Source organism: Microcoleus sp. S1D4, assembly GCF_036700765.1.
Classification (GTDB): Bacteria; Cyanobacteriota; Cyanobacteriia; order Cyanobacteriales; family Microcoleaceae; genus Microcoleus.
This window is the reverse complement of record NZ_JAUBPP010000007.1, coordinates 176950-193406: the sequence shown is the minus strand read 5'-3', so window position 1 is coordinate 193406 and position 16457 is coordinate 176950. Positions and strand designations below refer to the sequence as shown.

Annotated in this window: 12 protein-coding genes and 1 pseudogene; 5 read left to right on the top strand and 8 right to left on the bottom strand. The window is 46.6% G+C overall.

Annotation, left to right across the window (positions count from 1 at the left end):
• Window positions 1-193: 193 nt before the first annotated feature.
• Both QT998_RS10305 and metK read right to left on the bottom strand, forming a co-directional pair.
• Window positions 194-1360 (bottom strand): glycoside hydrolase family 10 protein, encoded by a 1167-nt coding sequence (locus QT998_RS10305; RefSeq protein ID WP_333086943.1) that lies wholly within the window; start codon window positions 1358-1360, stop codon window positions 194-196.
• Window positions 1361-1575: 215 nt separating this feature from the next.
• Window positions 1576-2838 carry a methionine adenosyltransferase gene (gene metK / locus QT998_RS10300; protein ID WP_333086944.1) on the bottom strand — a complete coding sequence of 421 codons (1263 nt, stop codon included), beginning with the start codon at window positions 2836-2838 and terminating at the stop codon, window positions 1576-1578.
• A 916-nt stretch (window positions 2839-3754) separates the two neighbouring features.
• Here metK and QT998_RS10295 point away from each other — a divergent pair.
• Entirely contained in the window at window positions 3755-5806 is a 2052-nt protein-coding gene (locus QT998_RS10295; protein WP_333114471.1) for an elongation factor G, read from the top strand.
• Between the two features lie 212 nt (window positions 5807-6018).
• Here QT998_RS10295 and QT998_RS10290 read toward each other — a convergent pair whose 3' ends face one another.
• Window positions 6019-7113 carry a Get3/ArsA fold putative tail anchor-mediating ATPase NosAFP gene (locus QT998_RS10290; RefSeq protein WP_333086947.1) on the bottom strand — a complete coding sequence of 365 codons (1095 nt, stop codon included), beginning with the start codon at window positions 7111-7113 and terminating at the stop codon, window positions 6019-6021.
• Window positions 7114-7558: 445 nt separating this feature from the next.
• Here QT998_RS10290 and QT998_RS10285 point away from each other — a divergent pair, with 445 nt between their 5' ends.
• The 3 genes from QT998_RS10285 to argJ all read left to right on the top strand — a co-directional run bounded on the left by QT998_RS10285 (window position 7559) and on the right by argJ (window position 9521).
• Window positions 7559-7753, top strand: a complete 195-nt coding sequence (locus tag QT998_RS10285; protein ID WP_194009216.1) for a hypothetical protein — start codon at window positions 7559-7561, stop codon at window positions 7751-7753.
• Between the two features lie 64 nt (window positions 7754-7817).
• Window positions 7818-7958 carry a hypothetical protein gene (locus QT998_RS10280; protein WP_194009217.1) on the top strand — a complete coding sequence of 47 codons (141 nt, stop codon included), beginning with the start codon at window positions 7818-7820 and terminating at the stop codon, window positions 7956-7958.
• 321 nt (window positions 7959-8279) lie between these two features.
• Window positions 8280-9521 (top strand): bifunctional ornithine acetyltransferase/N-acetylglutamate synthase, encoded by a 1242-nt coding sequence (gene argJ / locus QT998_RS10275; RefSeq protein WP_333114468.1) that lies wholly within the window; start codon window positions 8280-8282, stop codon window positions 9519-9521.
• Between the two features lie 47 nt (window positions 9522-9568).
• Here the strand turns inward: argJ and QT998_RS10270 are convergent.
• A pseudogene (locus QT998_RS10270) lies at window positions 9569-10738 on the bottom strand (RNA-guided endonuclease InsQ/TnpB family protein).
• A gap of 319 nt (window positions 10739-11057) precedes the next feature.
• Entirely contained in the window at window positions 11058-11240 is a 183-nt protein-coding gene (locus QT998_RS10265; protein ID WP_333114466.1) for a hypothetical protein, read from the bottom strand.
• Window positions 11241-11525: 285 nt separating this feature from the next.
• On the opposite strand from QT998_RS10265, the gene QT998_RS10260 reads away from it, so the two are divergent.
• Window positions 11526-13511: a HAMP domain-containing sensor histidine kinase gene (locus QT998_RS10260; protein ID WP_333114464.1), complete on the top strand. Its 1986-nt coding sequence runs from the start codon at window positions 11526-11528 to the stop codon at window positions 13509-13511.
• Between the two features lie 456 nt (window positions 13512-13967).
• On the opposite strand, the gene QT998_RS10255 is transcribed toward QT998_RS10260, so the two are convergent.
• The 3 genes from QT998_RS10255 to QT998_RS10245 form a co-directional block, all read right to left on the bottom strand.
• The gene (locus QT998_RS10255; protein ID WP_333086958.1) at window positions 13968-15182 is read right to left on the bottom strand and encodes a 30S ribosomal protein S1; all 1215 of its coding nucleotides are present in this window, start codon (window positions 15180-15182) and stop codon (window positions 13968-13970) included.
• 267 nt (window positions 15183-15449) lie between these two features.
• Complete coding sequence (nrdR, locus tag QT998_RS10250; RefSeq protein WP_333087476.1) at window positions 15450-16007, bottom strand: transcriptional regulator NrdR; 558 nt, start codon at window positions 16005-16007, stop codon at window positions 15450-15452.
• Between the two features lie 266 nt (window positions 16008-16273).
• Window positions 16274-16369 (bottom strand): photosystem II reaction center protein T, encoded by a 96-nt coding sequence (locus QT998_RS10245; protein ID WP_083622085.1) that lies wholly within the window; start codon window positions 16367-16369, stop codon window positions 16274-16276.
• Window positions 16370-16457 lie beyond the last annotated feature (88 nt).

Here is a 16457-nt window from a genome sequence, read left to right as displayed (position 1 = left end):
CAATTCCTCAATAATTAATTATCTAATTTGTTTTGGCGATCGGCAAGAAAGTTAGTAGTGTTTGCTACTTGGCATCGCCGCGCTCTTGACTAGGCGAACTGCGCTATATAATTTTAGAGCAACTTAGGTTCAAAGAGCGATCGGCTCCGTTGAACGCAGCGAACCGGAAACAGCCCAATTCCCGGACAGTCTCTCACCCGTAGGGCCCATTTTTCAAAACCTCAGCCAAAGCGTTACCGTTATCTCGCAAACCTTCGTAAAAAAACAGCACTTCTCCTTGAATACCGCGGGCGCGGTTGTAAGCAATTACTTGCAACAAGAGCTCAGGATTCATGCTATACTTACTACCTCGATTCGCTAACAAAATACCGGGGGATACGCAGTGCAGTTGTTCGCCGCTAAGCTGTTGGTCAACGAGTCGATCGACCAATTGTTTGTAAGCCTTAAAATCCCGGCGGTAAAACTGGGGATGAAGCATATCAACCAACTTTTTGTCAACCCAAGTTTGAGAATCTTGCAAATATTCCACCAGTCCCCATTCATAGGGACTAGGCGAAAGCGACAGCAACAAATCAGGACTAATAGCCTTCAATTCTCGGTGCAAGCGAGCCACAAACTCAGTAATAATATCGGCGCGCCATTGCAGCCAATGTTGCTCTTTCGGATTCTGTGGTACTTCTCTCCCGCACTCTTGCAGGTAGCGTTTAACCGTTTTTTCGTCATAACCGCCTTCGGAAGGAAGCGCAATGCGATCGTCTCCTTGAACCCCCTTTACCGGATAATTCCTAGCAACTTCCAGCATCAACCCCAGCAAAAAATCTTGAACTTCCCCATCAAGAGAATTCATCCATTCAAACTTATTTTTCTGAAGTAAATTGCCGCTGTAATCGCGAGCCGCCCACTCAGGTTTTTTCGCCAGCAAATGACCGCCGTTGAGATTGTAAGAACTCACAAATCCGTATTCAAACCAAGGAATAACTTTTAAACCAACTCTGTTAGCCTCAACAATTAATTCTGCCAGAGGGTCGCGCCCTTGATAGCGCGCATCTATTTCTATCCCAAATTGTTCGCGCATAATTTGAGAAGGATAAGCAGTAAAACCCCGGTTCCAAACAACAGGAAAAACTGTATTAAATCCCGTATCTGCCAGAAAGTCCATTGCTTCAGCAATCCGCTGTTTTGAGGTGAGAACTTTGCAGTCGGTGCTGGGGATCCAAACGCCGCGAATTCCCGTGTGATGGGGCGTAAATGTTCCGGGAACCGTTATTTGATTTTTTGCGTCAACTGGAACTGCAAACTGCTGTTTAAATAAAGATTTGAAACTGTGAATTGCTGACTGGAATCGCTCTAAAAATGGCATTTAATCTAGGGATTTACAAGATTTTGCACGATTTTTTATAACTCACATTAGGTGTCAATATTAGCAACGGGCTAGAAGCCTGTTCGACAATTAATAAAATTTCTTGTGGGCTGTTAGCCACGGGCTAGAAGCCTGTTACACAAACAATAAAATTTATTGTGGGGCGGGCTAGCGTGCCCGCCCCTGAAATTTTACTGGCCAGCCCTGAAATTGTGCTATGCAGCTACCCCAGACAACTTCTGGCTCAAAGCTTCTTTCAAAAGCTCGGCCTTGTCAGTTTGCTCCCAAGGCAACTCTAAATCAGTGCGCCCGAAGTGACCGTAAGCCGCCACATCTTGATAGAAACGGCCGCCTCTTTCTGCCGGCAAATTCTGCAAGTTAAATGCGTGAATTATGCCTGCAGGACGCAGTTCAAAATGCTGCTTCACAACTTCCAAAAGCCGATCGTCATCAACTTTCCCCGTCCCAAAAGTTTCGATCATCATGCTGACAGGCCGCGCCACGCCGATCGCATAACTCAACTGCACTTCACACTTTTCGGCCAAACCAGCCGCCACGATATTTTTAGCAACGTAGCGACAAGCATAAGCTGCGCTGCGGTCTACCTTCGTGGGGTCTTTTCCAGAAAAAGCACCGCCGCCGTGACGAGAATAGCCGCCGTAGGTATCCACAATAATTTTGCGGCCCGTCAAACCCGAATCTCCTTGAGGCCCGCCGACTACAAATTTGCCGGTAGGGTTGACAAGGAAGCGAGTTTCTGAATCCGGCTTGACGCTAATATCGGCAAACACTGGTTGGACGACAGCAGTCCAAAGGTCTTCTTTAATCTTGGCTTGAACCGCGGCTGTTTCTGTGATATCGCCGATCGCCTCAGTGTGCTGCGTAGAAATTAAGATCGTATCGATACCAACAGGTTTTCCGTCTTCGTAAATTACCGTAACTTGGCTTTTGCCATCGGGACGCAGATAAGATAACTGACCTGTTTTGCGGACTGCGGCCAATTGACGGCAGATCCGGTGCGCTAAGCTGATCGGCAGAGGCATCAATTCCGGCGTTTCGTTGCAAGCAAAACCAAACATCAAACCTTGGTCGCCCGCGCCGATAGCATCCAATTCCTCTTCGCTAGCTTCTTCCCGGCTTTCCTGAGCCGTATTGACACCTTGGGCAATATCGGGAGACTGAGAGTCTAGAGCCACCAACACCGAGCAGCTATTGGCCGAAAATCCGTTGTCAGCGTGGATGTAGCCAATATCGGCTATTTTTTTCCGCGCCAACTCTATGTAATTTACGTGAGCTTTGGTGGTAATTTCGCCCGTGAGCAGCATCAAGCCCGTGTTGACGACAACTTCGGCAGCGACGCGGCTTTTAGGGTCTTCGGTCAGTAAGGCATCTAGGATTGTATCTGAAATTTGATCGCAGATTTTATCGGGATGGCCTTCGGTAACAGATTCAGAGGTGAACAGGTAGCGACGTGACAATGATTATTTCTCCTTTGATGGGGGCGAATCCTGCACGACATCGGCGACAGACGACTGACTTTTCAGGTAGAGGCCAAGAATCATCGCCTCTGGGTCGCCGTCTAAGGTGTGTCGGTCTGCTCTGCAGTGTTGAAGCAGGGTTGGAAATTAGGTAAAGTGACACTACTATAGCAAAGTCATAGGATTTTAGACTTTAGATTTTAAATTTGAGCTGGGGAAGAACTGGTGAGAGCGAGGTTGGGAGCTTTATCTACAGTTTAATTACTTTTGGAAACTAATATCAGTTTGGGTAAGTCCTAAAAACTTAAGTCTTGTCGGATTCTCAATAAATCTTTGACCCAGGCAAAAAAACTGCCGCCGCCGACACGACTGATGGTCGATTCCAAAATTTTAGATTAAACTGCCAGCTTGCAGATTAAATCCTGCAAGTAAATCTCAAATCTCAAACTTGTACTTCGGCTTCGCGAGTGTACAAGTTTGAGATTGGGAATTGGGGAATTGAGGGATTGAGGGATTGAGGAATCTATCGATCAATACTTCATTTTTGTGAGAAGTGCTGTATGAAACCGACACACAATTTGATATTTGATCTACCCACCTTCCGCCATTGTGTATACGAATTAGCACGCATTAAGACTCAAAAAAACCGATTTTTTTTCGGAATCTGTTGGTGATACCGAGGTATTTTGAAAAAAACCCGGTTTCTGGCTACCCGCGACTCAAAGTGATTTACAAAAATACTTAATACTTCACAGCAATTAATGAATTAGTGTAGCAATTTAAGTTTAAACTAAGAACGCTCGCAAATAAAAGTTTTCACATTCACAAGGGAAGAGTTCTGAGAAACAGGCAAACAAAAGTTTTTTTCCTGAATCATCACCTTCTCCTTCCCCTTCACTTTGTGTAGGAGGTAATTATGAACGAAAAAGTTCTCGGAGCCGCGCGAAACGTTGCAATTGTCGGCCCTTATTTAAGCGGGAAAACAGCACTGCTAGAAAGTTTGCTGTCGGTGACAGGAACAATTACTCGCAAAGGTAATGCTAAAGATGGTAATACGGTAGGTGACAGTTCGCCGGAAGCTCGCGATCGCAAAATGAGCGTAGAAGTCAACAGCGCTACCGCCGAATACGAAGGCGTTCGCTTCACATTTCTTGACTGTCCGGGCTCGATAGAATTTGCCCAAGAAACTTACAATGCACTGATCGGTGTCGATGCAGCGGTGATTGTTTGCGAACCGGTTGCCGATCGCAATTTAACCCTCGCCCCGCTGTTCAAATTCCTCGACGATTGGGAAATTCCCCACCTAGTTTTTATCAACAAGATCGATCGCGCTTGCACCGACGAAACTACTTGCGGCAGCAACTTCACCGAGGTAGTCAACGCGCTCAAATCCGTTTCCAGCAGACCAATTGTACCTCACCAATACCCGATCGGCAAAAACGAACAAATCATCGGTTTCATCGACTTAGTAACCGAACAAGCTTACCACTATCACTCCGGCGCACCCGCAGATCCAGTCCCGCTTCCCGAACACCTCAAATCACAAGAAAGCGCAGCGCGACAGGAAATGCTGGAAGAATTGGCAAATTTTGACGATCGTTTACTCGAAGAATTGCTCGAAGAAATCAATCCCGACGCTGAAGAAATTACCCGCGATTTGAAGATGGAATTAGGCGCTGATTTAATTGTGCCCGTATTTATCGGCATCGCCGAACAAGATTTCGGGGTGCGCCCTCTGCTGGAAGCGTTACTCAGAGAAGCGCCGACACCAGAAACTACAGCCGATCGCCGCGGCATTATACTAAGTGAAAACCAAGTTCTGGCTCAAATCCTCAAAACCTATTACACGCCGCAGGGAGGCAAACTATCGTTAGTGAGAATGTGGCGGGGGACGCTGGCAGACGGAGCAGTTTTGAACGGGATTCGAGTTAACGGTTTGTACCGATTGACCGGTCAACAAACGCAAAGTTTGCAGTCCGCCAGCGCCGGAGAAATTGTCGCTGTGGCGAGGCTGGAAGGCTTGAGAACAGGCGATGTGCTGGGTTCAGACGAATTATTGCCAAAAGCCGAAATCGTCTCGCCTGTCTACGCGCTGGCGATCGTCCCGGAAAAGCGCAACGATGAAGTTAAGCTGAGCTCCGCTTTAGCTAAATTGCTCGAAGAAGACCCATCTTTAGTCTGGGAACAGCACGGCGACACTCACGAAATTATACTTTGGGGTCAAGGCGAAATCCACCTGAAAGTAGCCTTAGACAGGTTGCGCCGCAAGTATAACTTGCCGATGGTAACTCACTTACCGCAAGTGCCGTACAAAGAAACTATCCGCAAATCGGCATCTTCCATCCACGGGCGCTACAAACACCAAAGCGGCGGGCACGGACAATTCGGCGACGTGTATCTCGACATCGCACCGCAGCCTCGCGGAGAAGGCTTCAATTTCAGCGACAAAATAGTTGGCGGAGTCGTACCCAAACAGTACATTCCCGGCGTGGAAGTGGGAGTGCGCGAGTATTTGGATCGGGGCCCGCTGGGTTTCCCGGTGGTAGATGTATCGGTGACGCTGACGAACGGTTCTTACCATTCGGTTGACAGTTCCGAACAAGCTTTTAAGCAAGCGGCGCGGTTGGCGATGCAGGAAGGAATGGCGAAGTGCGAACCGGCATTGCTGGAGCCGATCGCCAAAGTTGAAATTTGCGCTCCGAACGAGTGTACATCAAAGGTGTTGCAGTTGGTCAGCGGACACCGCGGCCAAATTCTCGGCTACGAAGGTAAAAAAGACTGGAAGGGATGGGATGCTGTTTCGGCTTATTTGCCGATCGCCGAAATGCAGAATTTGATCGTAGAATTGCGATCGCAGACAATGGGAGTCGGATTTTTTAATTGGGAGTTCGATCGATTGCAAGAAGTGCCGGAACCTTTAGCTAAGCGGGTTTTGCTAACAACTGGCGGCAATGGAAACGGTTCGTAGTGGGGACTTCAGTCCTCTCTTTGTGGAGCGAGAAAAACTAAAATTTTCAGAAAAAAAATAGGTTAGTAGTGTGGGCTTCAGTCATCTCTTTATAATGGAGCGAGAAAAACTAAAATCTTCACTACGAACCTGTATTTATACTGGGAAATTCAGTCCTATTCCCATTAGTTAACAAGGACTAAATTCCTCACGGCGAACATGGAATTTAACTCTTAAAAAGAAACCATCAAGTAACCGTTTTGGAATTTAGCACCCGTAACAGACTTCCCAGTCAGCGCCGGAGGTAGCAAAATATTGCGCCGCTGATCGCCCGCTTCGATCGTAACTTCCGGCCCCGATTGAATCAATTTAATTTCTTTCTTGTCAAACCCAGGCAAAAACAAACTAACTTGACGCTGTGCAATGTTTATGTTAATCGGTTTAGGAGCTTTTGCCGCCTCAGAAAAATCTGGCAAAGCATCAATTAGTGGCTGCCAATTATTGTCGCTGTGTGCCGGAACCGAAACCGCTGTCAAAGGATCGAAATCTGCCGCAACTGTTTCTGTAACCGCTGATTGATTGACAATTACACCGCCCACAGTCAAACCAATTTGTTGAGAACTTCCCCAAAGATAGCGGGCCGTGGCGATCGCACTTGCATCCCCAGTCGTCACCAAAAAAGCCGCCGTGCGGTTCGGATCTGCCAGCGCTTCCTTACCCTTATCCAACAGATTATCGACTTGCTTGGTAGATTGAAAAGCATTGTCTCCCGACAAATCCACAGTCAACACGGTACTGACAACCGGTTGAATAAAAGGCGACAAAGCTTTTCCCAAATCCGAATCTACCAAAGCTTGGCGGAAGCGACGGATGTACCAGCTCAAAATTTCTGGCATTCCCAGCATCCGCAGCGTATCCATGCCGCCGCTGCCGTCATATACAATTACATCGTATTGTTTGCTGTCCTCGTATTCCCGAAGTTCGTTCAACGCTAGGGCGCTGTCCATTCCCGGTAAAACTCCCAATTCTTGACCGTAAATCTGTTTAAAAAACGGGGTGCGGACATATTGAGCTTCCAGTTTTTTAACTTCGTCCCACCTGCGTTCTAGCAGCGGCGCGCTTTGCACCTGAACTGCTTTGAGGTTGGGGGCGATTTCCTGGGGGTTCGGAGTCAGGGGAACTCCTAGCAAAATACCCAATGCAGGGCCAGGATCTTGGCCGAGCAGCAGAACTCGCTTGCCTTGAGCTGCGTATTTTTTAGCTGTTGCGATCGCGATCGTGCTGCGGCCAGTGCCGCCTTTGCCCAAAAATGTCAAAATCAAAGCCATTTTCTGTTCTCAGTGCCAAATTTTCAGTAAGATTACGAATTATCAATGCTTTCGGCCATCACTGGCTAGTTTTCTAGGAACTATCTAGCAAGCCAGTTTACCGAAATAACTTTTTACCAGACTTCCTACAGTGTCACTCACCTGTCGCTGACCTACAAGCAAACTGATCTAGCAATATTCTAGAGTTTGGTTGTCGGTCAATATTTGCGATCGCCCGTCCAGCCTTTATTCACAACCTCAAGGAACGATCGCTGCTTGAAATTGCAGGCTGAATCAATTACCCAAAGCCCCATCGCACTTTCTGCACTCTCGATCTACCGAGCGATTGTAAAATTTTGTGACATTTTTCATTCGGTAGCATTAGATACAGAATTATCTGTTATAGTTATAAATAAGACTAAAAAAATAATTCAACATTAAATAAAAAAATACGGAGGAACCGCATATGTCTACCGAAAATCAAGCCCGCTCTCTGATGATGCGCCACCACCACATGGTGAAGAACCGGCAGCAATCCATGCTCAACCGCACCGCTAGCGAAGTCGGAATGGAAGATACCAACTACTGGGGCCACATTCAAGGCAAAGCGCAGCCAAGCCTTCGATCCAGTTACGATCGCAGCAACGCCACCATGAGCTAAGGCAAGCTCAAATTCCCTAATTGTCTACGAAGTTATTACCGATAATTTTTTGGAGAAACCAGTTATGTCAACTCAAGAACAAGCCCGCAGCCTGATGATGCGCCACCAACACGTCGTCAAAAACCGTCAGGAATCCATGCTGAGCCGTGTGGCTGCTGAAGTTGGTTTAGATGCTGGTTCTCCAGCGAGTATCGATCGCAAATAACTCGTTTTTTAACAGCGAGACAGTTGAATCGAGTTTGTTGTTTTTAGCTAAAAATTAATAATGACAGTTACAAAACCGTCGCGACTTCTTCTTGAGTTCGATCTCTAGAAAGGAAGTCGCGATTAGTTTTTTTTTGGCTAGTTAAATACAAAAAGTAAAGCACAGCCTCGCTTAACGGCATTTCCACGCCGAAAAACCGGAAAACGAGCAACCCTTACCAAATCATCAGTCGCGGGCAATCTAAAATCTAAAATCTAAAATCTAAAATCTAAAATGATATAATCCCTCTTCAGAAGATTGAAGGCTACTAGGGAGGTCATCATGTCGGAGTGGAAAGTAATTGACGGCGGAGTTACAGCACCCAGAGGATATCGAGCATCGGGAATTACAGCGGGTTTGAAGCCTTCAGGCTTGCCGGATTTAAGCTTAATTTTGTCAGAAGTAGACGCGATCGCCGCAGGAGTCTTCACTACATCCACCGTCCGGGCCGCTTGCGTGGACTACTGTCGCCAGCGTTTGCAAACTAAACCCAGCGCCAAAGCAATTTTGTGCAATGCGGGACAAGCTAATGCGGCTACTGGCGAACAAGGTTTGGCAGATGCCCTAGAAAGTGCCAAATTGTTGGGAGAAGCGTTAAATATTCCTCCAGAATCGATTCTTTTGGCCTCCACAGGAGTAATAGGACAGCGGATTAAAATGGAACCGCTGAGGGCGGGAATTCCGCGATTAGTTGCTGAGGCATCGGAAACTGGTTCCGATGCGGCGGCGAAGGCTATTTGTACGACTGATTTAGTGCCGAAAACGATCGCCCTAGAAACCGTGTTTGGCGATCGCACCGTGCGCGTCGGCGGCATTTGCAAAGGTTCGGGAATGATTCACCCGAATATGGCAACAATGCTAGCATTTGTAACCTGTGATGCAGCAGTATCCTCGCATTTGTGGCAAGAAATGCTGAGTCGGGCCGCTGACAGAAGTTTCAATCAAATTACAGTTGACGGCGATACCAGTACCAACGATTCGCTAATTGCTTTGGCCAACGGTCAATCTCGCACCCCGGCGATTACTGAAATGGGCCCGGAGGCTGAAAAATTAGAGGCGATGCTGACAGAAGTTTGCGTGTATTTAGCAAAGGCGATCGCCCGCGACGGCGAAGGTGCAACTTGTTTGGTAGAAGTGCAAGTTAGCGGTGCCGCCGACGAAGTTTCTGCCAGTAAAATTGCTAAAACAATAGTCGGTTCTTCTTTAGTGAAAGCTGCTATTTTCGGACGCGATCCCAATTGGGGCAGGATTGCGGCGGCTGCGGGGCGCGCTGGTGTTCCTTTTGAACAGGAAAATTTGCGGATTCAATTGGGAGATTTTTTGATGATGGAAAACGGCCAACCCAAAGAGTTCGATAAATCTGCTGCGAGTAATTATATGAAAGCGGCCGCTTCGGGAGAATATTTGAAGGGAGACACGGTTTTAATTCAGGTTGGTGTCGGGAATGGCGGCGGTTTTGCCAAGGCTTGGGGATGCGACTTGAGTTACGATTACGTGAAGATTAATGCCGAGTATACGACGTGAACTACCAGACGCTGACCACTTAAGTGGTACAGCGCCAGCTTCCTGATTCAACGGGGCGGGGCGTCCAACAAAACCGAAGTTTTACTCTTGTCCACTTACCTCCCCTCTGCAGGCAGAAGCGCTAGTTCCTAACGCCAAAATCCGCAAGGCTTCATTCCTAATGTTGATGGCGGCGTTGACATCGCGATCGTGGTGATGACCACAATGCTGACAACTCCATGCTCTAATATCAAGAGTGAGATTATCAACTCGATTTAGGCATATATGGCAAGTCTTAGAGCTAGGAAACCATCTTATCGATTTCGATATACTGCTTTCCTTCACTCTCGGACTTGTACTTGAGCATCGTACAGAACATACCCCAACCAACATCACTAATAGCTTTGGCTAAATTATGATTCTTTACCATGCCCTTAATATTGAGATTTTCCACTGCAATAACTTGGTTTTCGTCAACTATCTTGCGGGATAGCTTGTGCAGAAAATCTTCGCGGCACCGGGCAATTTTGGAGTGGACTTTTGCCACTGCCAGTTTTGCCTTTTTACGGTTTTGACTAACTTTATTTTTGCAAGAAAGCTTTTACTGCTTGCATTTCAAGTTTCGTTGACGCTTGACAAAATGTTTGGGATTGCCAAACTTAGAACCATCACTGGCGATCGCAAAATGAGTTAATCCGACATCAATACCAATAGCTTTGTGAACTGGCACTAATTCAGGCTTAGCTTTCCCATCCGAGATCAAAACAGAAACAAAATGTTTACCGTCCGGGTTGCGAGACACGGTAACAGTCTTAATATTTCCCTCAAAGTTACGATGTCGCCGACAGAAAACTAAACCAATCTTAGGTAGATGGATATAGTCACCGTCAAATTTAACATTTTGAGGATAACTAATCGACTGCCTGCCGTGCTTAGCTTTGAATTTGGGCGGCATCGCCCTCTTGTCAAAGAAATTTTAATAGGCAGTAGATAAATTGAGGGCGACCACCTGCAAACATTGAGAATAAGGCTCTTTTAACCATTCGTACTCTTTTTTGAGGTTAGGGAGTAAGCCTTGTATGTATGCCCGCTTACAGTCCTTTCCCAGTATTCTTGTAAGTTTCTTGACATAGATTTAAAGCCTAGTTCCAGAACCATCTCGCGCAGCCAAAAGACTTGGCAAGCAAGACTTCTTGCCCACCTGTGGGATAAATTCTGTACTTGTAGGCTTTATACATTTATCAAGATTGCCGAATACAGATAAAAAAATCATAGCGCACTACCACAAAATTGATTCGCTGTTGCTCAATTTATTTTCACCACGAGTTTGGGTTCTATAAATACAAAACACCAGATGCTCCCTAATCTCGCGCCAATAAATCCATCATCGCTGGGAGAGTGATTTGGTGGCTTGGAAAATACTGTAAATTGCTCTAACTTAGCAATACTAAGGCTTTGTGTCTCCCCCGACAGCGGAAGCGGTACCCAAAAAGCTATACTTGACTTGCATGACTTTGCCTCAGACTGCTCAAAAGCGGGGCCGCAGTGCCAAAAGTCCTAGCCTAGCGGGGTATAAGCCATCGCCCCAGGGTGCAAAAGTTCGATCGGCAGCCGCATTTGTGACAGTCTGTAGTACGAAGTCGTCGGATGTTCGTGCTCAACAAAAACCGTCAAGCAATCGTCGCATTGCTGACAGCAAAGCTCCAAAGCTGAGGAATCGGGTGCATTGTCAACAGACAATTTCAGCTTTGGACAATTCACAAGCAAAACTCATCAGACAGAATTTTCTGCCTGTAATATTTCTTGCGGCGATAATTCACTGCCGGGATAAATATTTCATTTTTTGCCTGTCGCAGACTTTTACAAGTCGAACAAGTAATTTGGAACAGCCATCAACAGCCTAATTATCTATTAGACATCAACCGAATTTAAGTTGATCTTTTGACTCGACAAGAGTGAAAGATACTTTTTCACAGATGTCTGCTGGAAAACCCACAAGCTTTTCCGTTTGGAAAACTTAAGAGCGTGGTAGATTTTAACACAATACAGCGGTTGCATATGTCAAGAATTAACTTGCTCAAAAAAACAGAAAACAAAGAAAAATTTTCGATGGCGGCTTGGTTTGGCAACGGCGAGTCAAATCCAGAGTTAGAAGCATTAAATCAGCAGGTAAAACCTGTAGCAACGCAAAAACTTAACCCCAAAAATAGCAATGCAGGTAAGCCGATGCCACTCTTTTTTTCCGAACAACTGGCTTCTGTAAAAACCGCCAATCAAAACTCGTGCATTCAGGATTTGGTCGATAGATTATCCTTGAAACTCAATAAAATATTGCCAGCTAAAATTGGGGGGTTGCCCATCCATCAAAAAATTGGTGTCGGGTATTTACTAGCAATAGGAATCGGCTTTCTTGGCTCCATGAGCGGATTGGTGATTGCCGACTACTACCAAGGAAAAGGATTAACACAGTTCCATGACGCTCACGTACAAGCGCAATTGCTCGGCAATTTTAAAGATGCAGGCTTGGCGGCACAATTGCAGGGAGCGCAGCTAGATTCTTTTGTAGATAATTCCGCCAAACTCGATCTCCAAAAACAGCAGTTTTTTAACAGTATTGTCAAAGCAAAAAACCTGCGGCTGGACATAGAAACATTTGCCGATAGCGAACCCGCATGGCTGGCGGCAAAGCCGGAAGTTATCAAAACTTTACTACAAGATTGCACGAAAAATTTAGAATCCTATGCCGATACTCTTTCTTTAACTTTGCAGCAAATCCAGCAATCGCAACTGTCGCCTCGCGAGATAGAGTCAGCCAGAAAATTGTTGGCTACAGAAAGTGGAGAAGGTGCAAAAAAACTCGAAGCTCGCTTTCAGGAAGTTAGCAAAATCCTCGATATTGCCCAGCGGCAAGAGCGGCAAAGCGGTGCAGTTATGGAGGACGCTCAAGGCATCGAAAAGGGCATAATTATGATGAGTATGCTGCTGTCGGTAGCAGTGGCGGGAATGGTGGCTTACCGCACCAGTCGGGCGATCGCCAAACCAGTCGTCAGCCTCACTCAGGTGGCCGAACAAGTAGCCACAGAGTCAAATTTTGATTTGCGAGTACCAGTCACCGGGCAAGACGAAATAGGCTCATTAGCTGTGTCTCTCAATCACCTAATCGAGCGAGTTTCGGAACATACAAAAGAATTGGAACAAGCCAAGGAAGAGGCTTTAGTTGCTAGCACTGCCAAAAGCCAGTTTTTAGCAAATATGAGCCACGAGTTGCGGACGCCTTTAAACGCGATTATCGGCTACAGCCAACTACTTTTAGAAGAGGCGGCAGAGCTTGAAGGAGAGGATTTTGTTCCAGACTTACACAAGATTCAAAATGCTGGTACGCACTTGCTATGTTTGGTTAACGATATCCTCGATTTGTCTAAAATTCAAGGGGGGGAGGTGAAACTCGAAATCGAAGAATTTGACATTGCATCCCTGGTTGATAATGTGGAGATTGCGACTAAATTGTCTGTAAAAAAGAATGGCAATGTTTTAGAAATAGAGTGCAATCCTCAAACTGTCGGCACAATGCACGCAGATTTTGCGAAACTGCGGAAAGTGCTGCTGCATCTGCTGAGCAATGCTGCTAAGTTTACTAAAAACGGTCTGGTAAAAATCAGCGTCAGCCGCATTGAGGGAACCGGAAAATCTAAGGCAGCTAAGCTGTCGGGTGTTGAAAATTCAATTGCTACAGGCTCGATTGCTTGTCCAATTGCTAGTGCTGAAGCATCGGATTGGATTTGTTTCCGAGTTCAAGATACCGGCATTGGAATGTCTGAGGAACAGCAGTACAAATTGTTTGAAGCCTTCGTGCAAGCTGATTGTTCGGCGACGCGCAAGTACGGCGGCACTGGATTGGGACTCACAATTAGCCGCCATTACTGTCAGATGATGGGCGGCGAGATTTTGGTGGAAAGCGAGGAGGGAAAAGGGTCAATTTTTACTGTCCGCATACCTGCAGGAGATGGTTAATCTCTAATGCGAATCGATGGCGATGTTGGTTTAGAGCGTCGTATCGTTTCCGGCTGCATCGGAATTATATAGGGCTTGCTGAATAGAACTAGAAGTTATGACTGCCAAGGGTTGCAAGATTTTTAAACACAAAAAAGTGCTCTCGTTATGACGTTTGTCGGCTCAAAATCCTTGGATTTCGGTGGAAAATTGTGGAGTAAATTTGGGAACCGATCTCCGAATCTCCCATTTTTCAAGCTGTTTGACACTTAGATTCGATTTGTGGACTTTTTCAGCAAGCCCTATATATTTGAATTGTCGAGAGTGCTGTCGGGGAAGTGTCCCGCGAGGTCGCGGGTTCTCGATGGCGCTACATAATTCTGTTGTCAATCGACTGGACAAGATGTATCTGGTAATTGCGAGGTTGAAGCAAAAAAAAGAGGGATAATCCCTCTTTTTGTAACGGTGACTGCGATGTTATTCGACAGTCGCAGCAGGGATTTCTTCCTCTACTGCTTCGGGTGTGGCTTCGGCTGCTGCTTCCTCTACTGCTTCGGGTGCGGCTTCGGCTGCTGCTTCCTCTACTGCTTCGGGTGCTGCTTCGGCTGCTGCTTCGGGTGCTGCTTCGGCTGCTGCTTCGGGTGCTGCTTCCTCTACTGCTTCGGGTGCTGCTTCGGCTGCTACCTCCGGCACGTCCTCTTCCATTGCTGAGGGTACGTCTTCGAGTATTTCGTCGGAGAGATCCAAGGCATCTGTTGAGTCTGCTGGAATGTCTATGCCTGCTTTAGCTTGCTTTTGAGCGAGCATTTTTTCGCGGAACTTAGCTGCCATTTCCTCAGCTTTTTCATAAACCAATTCGCGATTTTTGACCATCGCGCCCGGTTCCGGTTCCAACTGCTTGGTGGAGAGAGAAATCCGGCCCCTCTCGGCATCCAAGTCAATGATCATCACTTTCACTTCGTCGTTGACATTGAAGACGCTATGAGGCGTATCGATGTGATCGTGCGAAATTTCCGAGATGTGCAGCAAGCCGCTGACGCCGCCGATGTCGATAAAGGCACCGTAAGGCTTGATACCGCGTACTGTACCGATGACCACTTCCCCAACTTCGAGGCGGTTCATCTTGCGCTCAACTAAGGCGCGACGGTGGCTCAACACTAGGCGGTTGCGGTCTTCGTCTACCTCTAAGAATTTTAATGGTAATTCTTCGGCGACTAATTCTTCCTTCGGTTTGCGGGTACTGATGTGAGAACCGGGAATAAAGCCTCGCAACCCTTCAATTCTGACGAGTGCGCCGCCGCGGTTGGTGGCAAATACTTGCGATCGCACCGTGGCATCTTCTGCTTGCAGTTGTCGTACTCTTTCCCAGGCCCGCATATACTCGATGCGCCGGATGGACAGGGTTAATTGTCCGTCTTCATTTTCATCGGTGAGGATGAAAAATTCTCTGGTTTCGTTTGATTGCAATACCTCTTCAGGGCTTTCCACTCGATTGATCGACATTTCCTGAATGGGAATGTACGCTGCTGTTTTAGCACCGATATCAATCAGAGCGCCCCTGGGTTCTATACTAAAAACTGTACCGGCTACTACATCGCCCGGGCTAAAGTGATAGTCATATTTATCGAGTAGGGCTGCAAAATCTTCGTGAGTAAAGCCGATGTCTTTGACTGTGGTTTTGAGATTGACCATGCGAATAGTTTCCTAGGATTTCTCTCCTTCATGTTTTTCGTTTGTGCCGGCAAATATGAGAGATTTTGGTGAAAAAGCGGTTAACTTCTTGCAAAATCTTTTACTAAAGTCAGTTTTTGCTAACTTTTGCCTGGTGCAACTTTGCATCCGGGCTTGCCACTGCTATTGGTGCAAACTCTACGTTAAAACGTTTAATCGTAACATTCAGAGTCAAGTAAATCATTATAACTTACCTGCATACTGCTTTATAAATTAATTTAAGGGAGTTTAGCTGCCAGTAGCGCAGGATGCGGGGCTTTCTCGATCGACTCGATCGCCATCGAGGGAATCTGCGTCACAATCAGGCTGATTTTCTGGCTCTAGAGCTTCGTTGAGCGGATTTTGAAGGTGATTTAGGGTATCTACAAAATCTCTGATACCTCGAAACTGCCGATATACTGAGGCAAAGCGCACGTAAGCGACTTCGCTCAGGGGTCGCAGGTGCAACAATACCAGTTCCCCAATTTCTGAGCTGGCGAGTTCTCGGATCGATCGACCTTGGAGTTGCGCTTCAATTTCTTCTGCCAGAGTTTCTAGCTGCCCGGAGGACAAACCAGTTTTTTCGCAGGCCCGAACCAGTCCCCTGACTAATTTTGACCTGTCAAAAGATTCGCGCTTGCCGTCCCGCTTGATCACTGTAATCGGCACAAATTCTATGCGTTCGTAAGTTGTAAAGCGGTGCTGGCATCTCAAACACTCGCGCCGCCGACGGATGCTTTGACCTGATTCGGCTGAACGCGATTCGAGAACGCGACTATTTGTATGTTGGCAGGAGGAACAGCGCATGATTGCTGATTTTAACAGGCGTTGCCAGCAAATTGCCATTCATCTGACCGCGCGGTTAGATGAATGACTGGACTAGAAAAATGACTCGGCACTCCGGCAGTGAGTTTATGTGTCAACTAGAGCTAAAACCTAGTATCAGTCTACTGTTTGATGACTAGAGCCGATTCCCGCTTAGTATGCCAGGGGATCGATCCTGGGCTATAAACGAGAGATACAAAGGTTTTTAGACCGTTGTTGATACCCCTTGACCTCCGCCGTAGGGCTAATTATTTGCCAATCCGGGGTGGTTCCCGAAAGGCGATCGCAAAAAATAGTACACCTAAAGCTAAAGCCAGAATCAAAATGTAAGCAACGCTTTCCATGTTAAATTTTCCCTATCTTCCCTTGCAGTCTTATTTTATCTTAATTGCTGGTTTTATTTTTAACTAAAAAAACCCGGTTTCTTCAAGA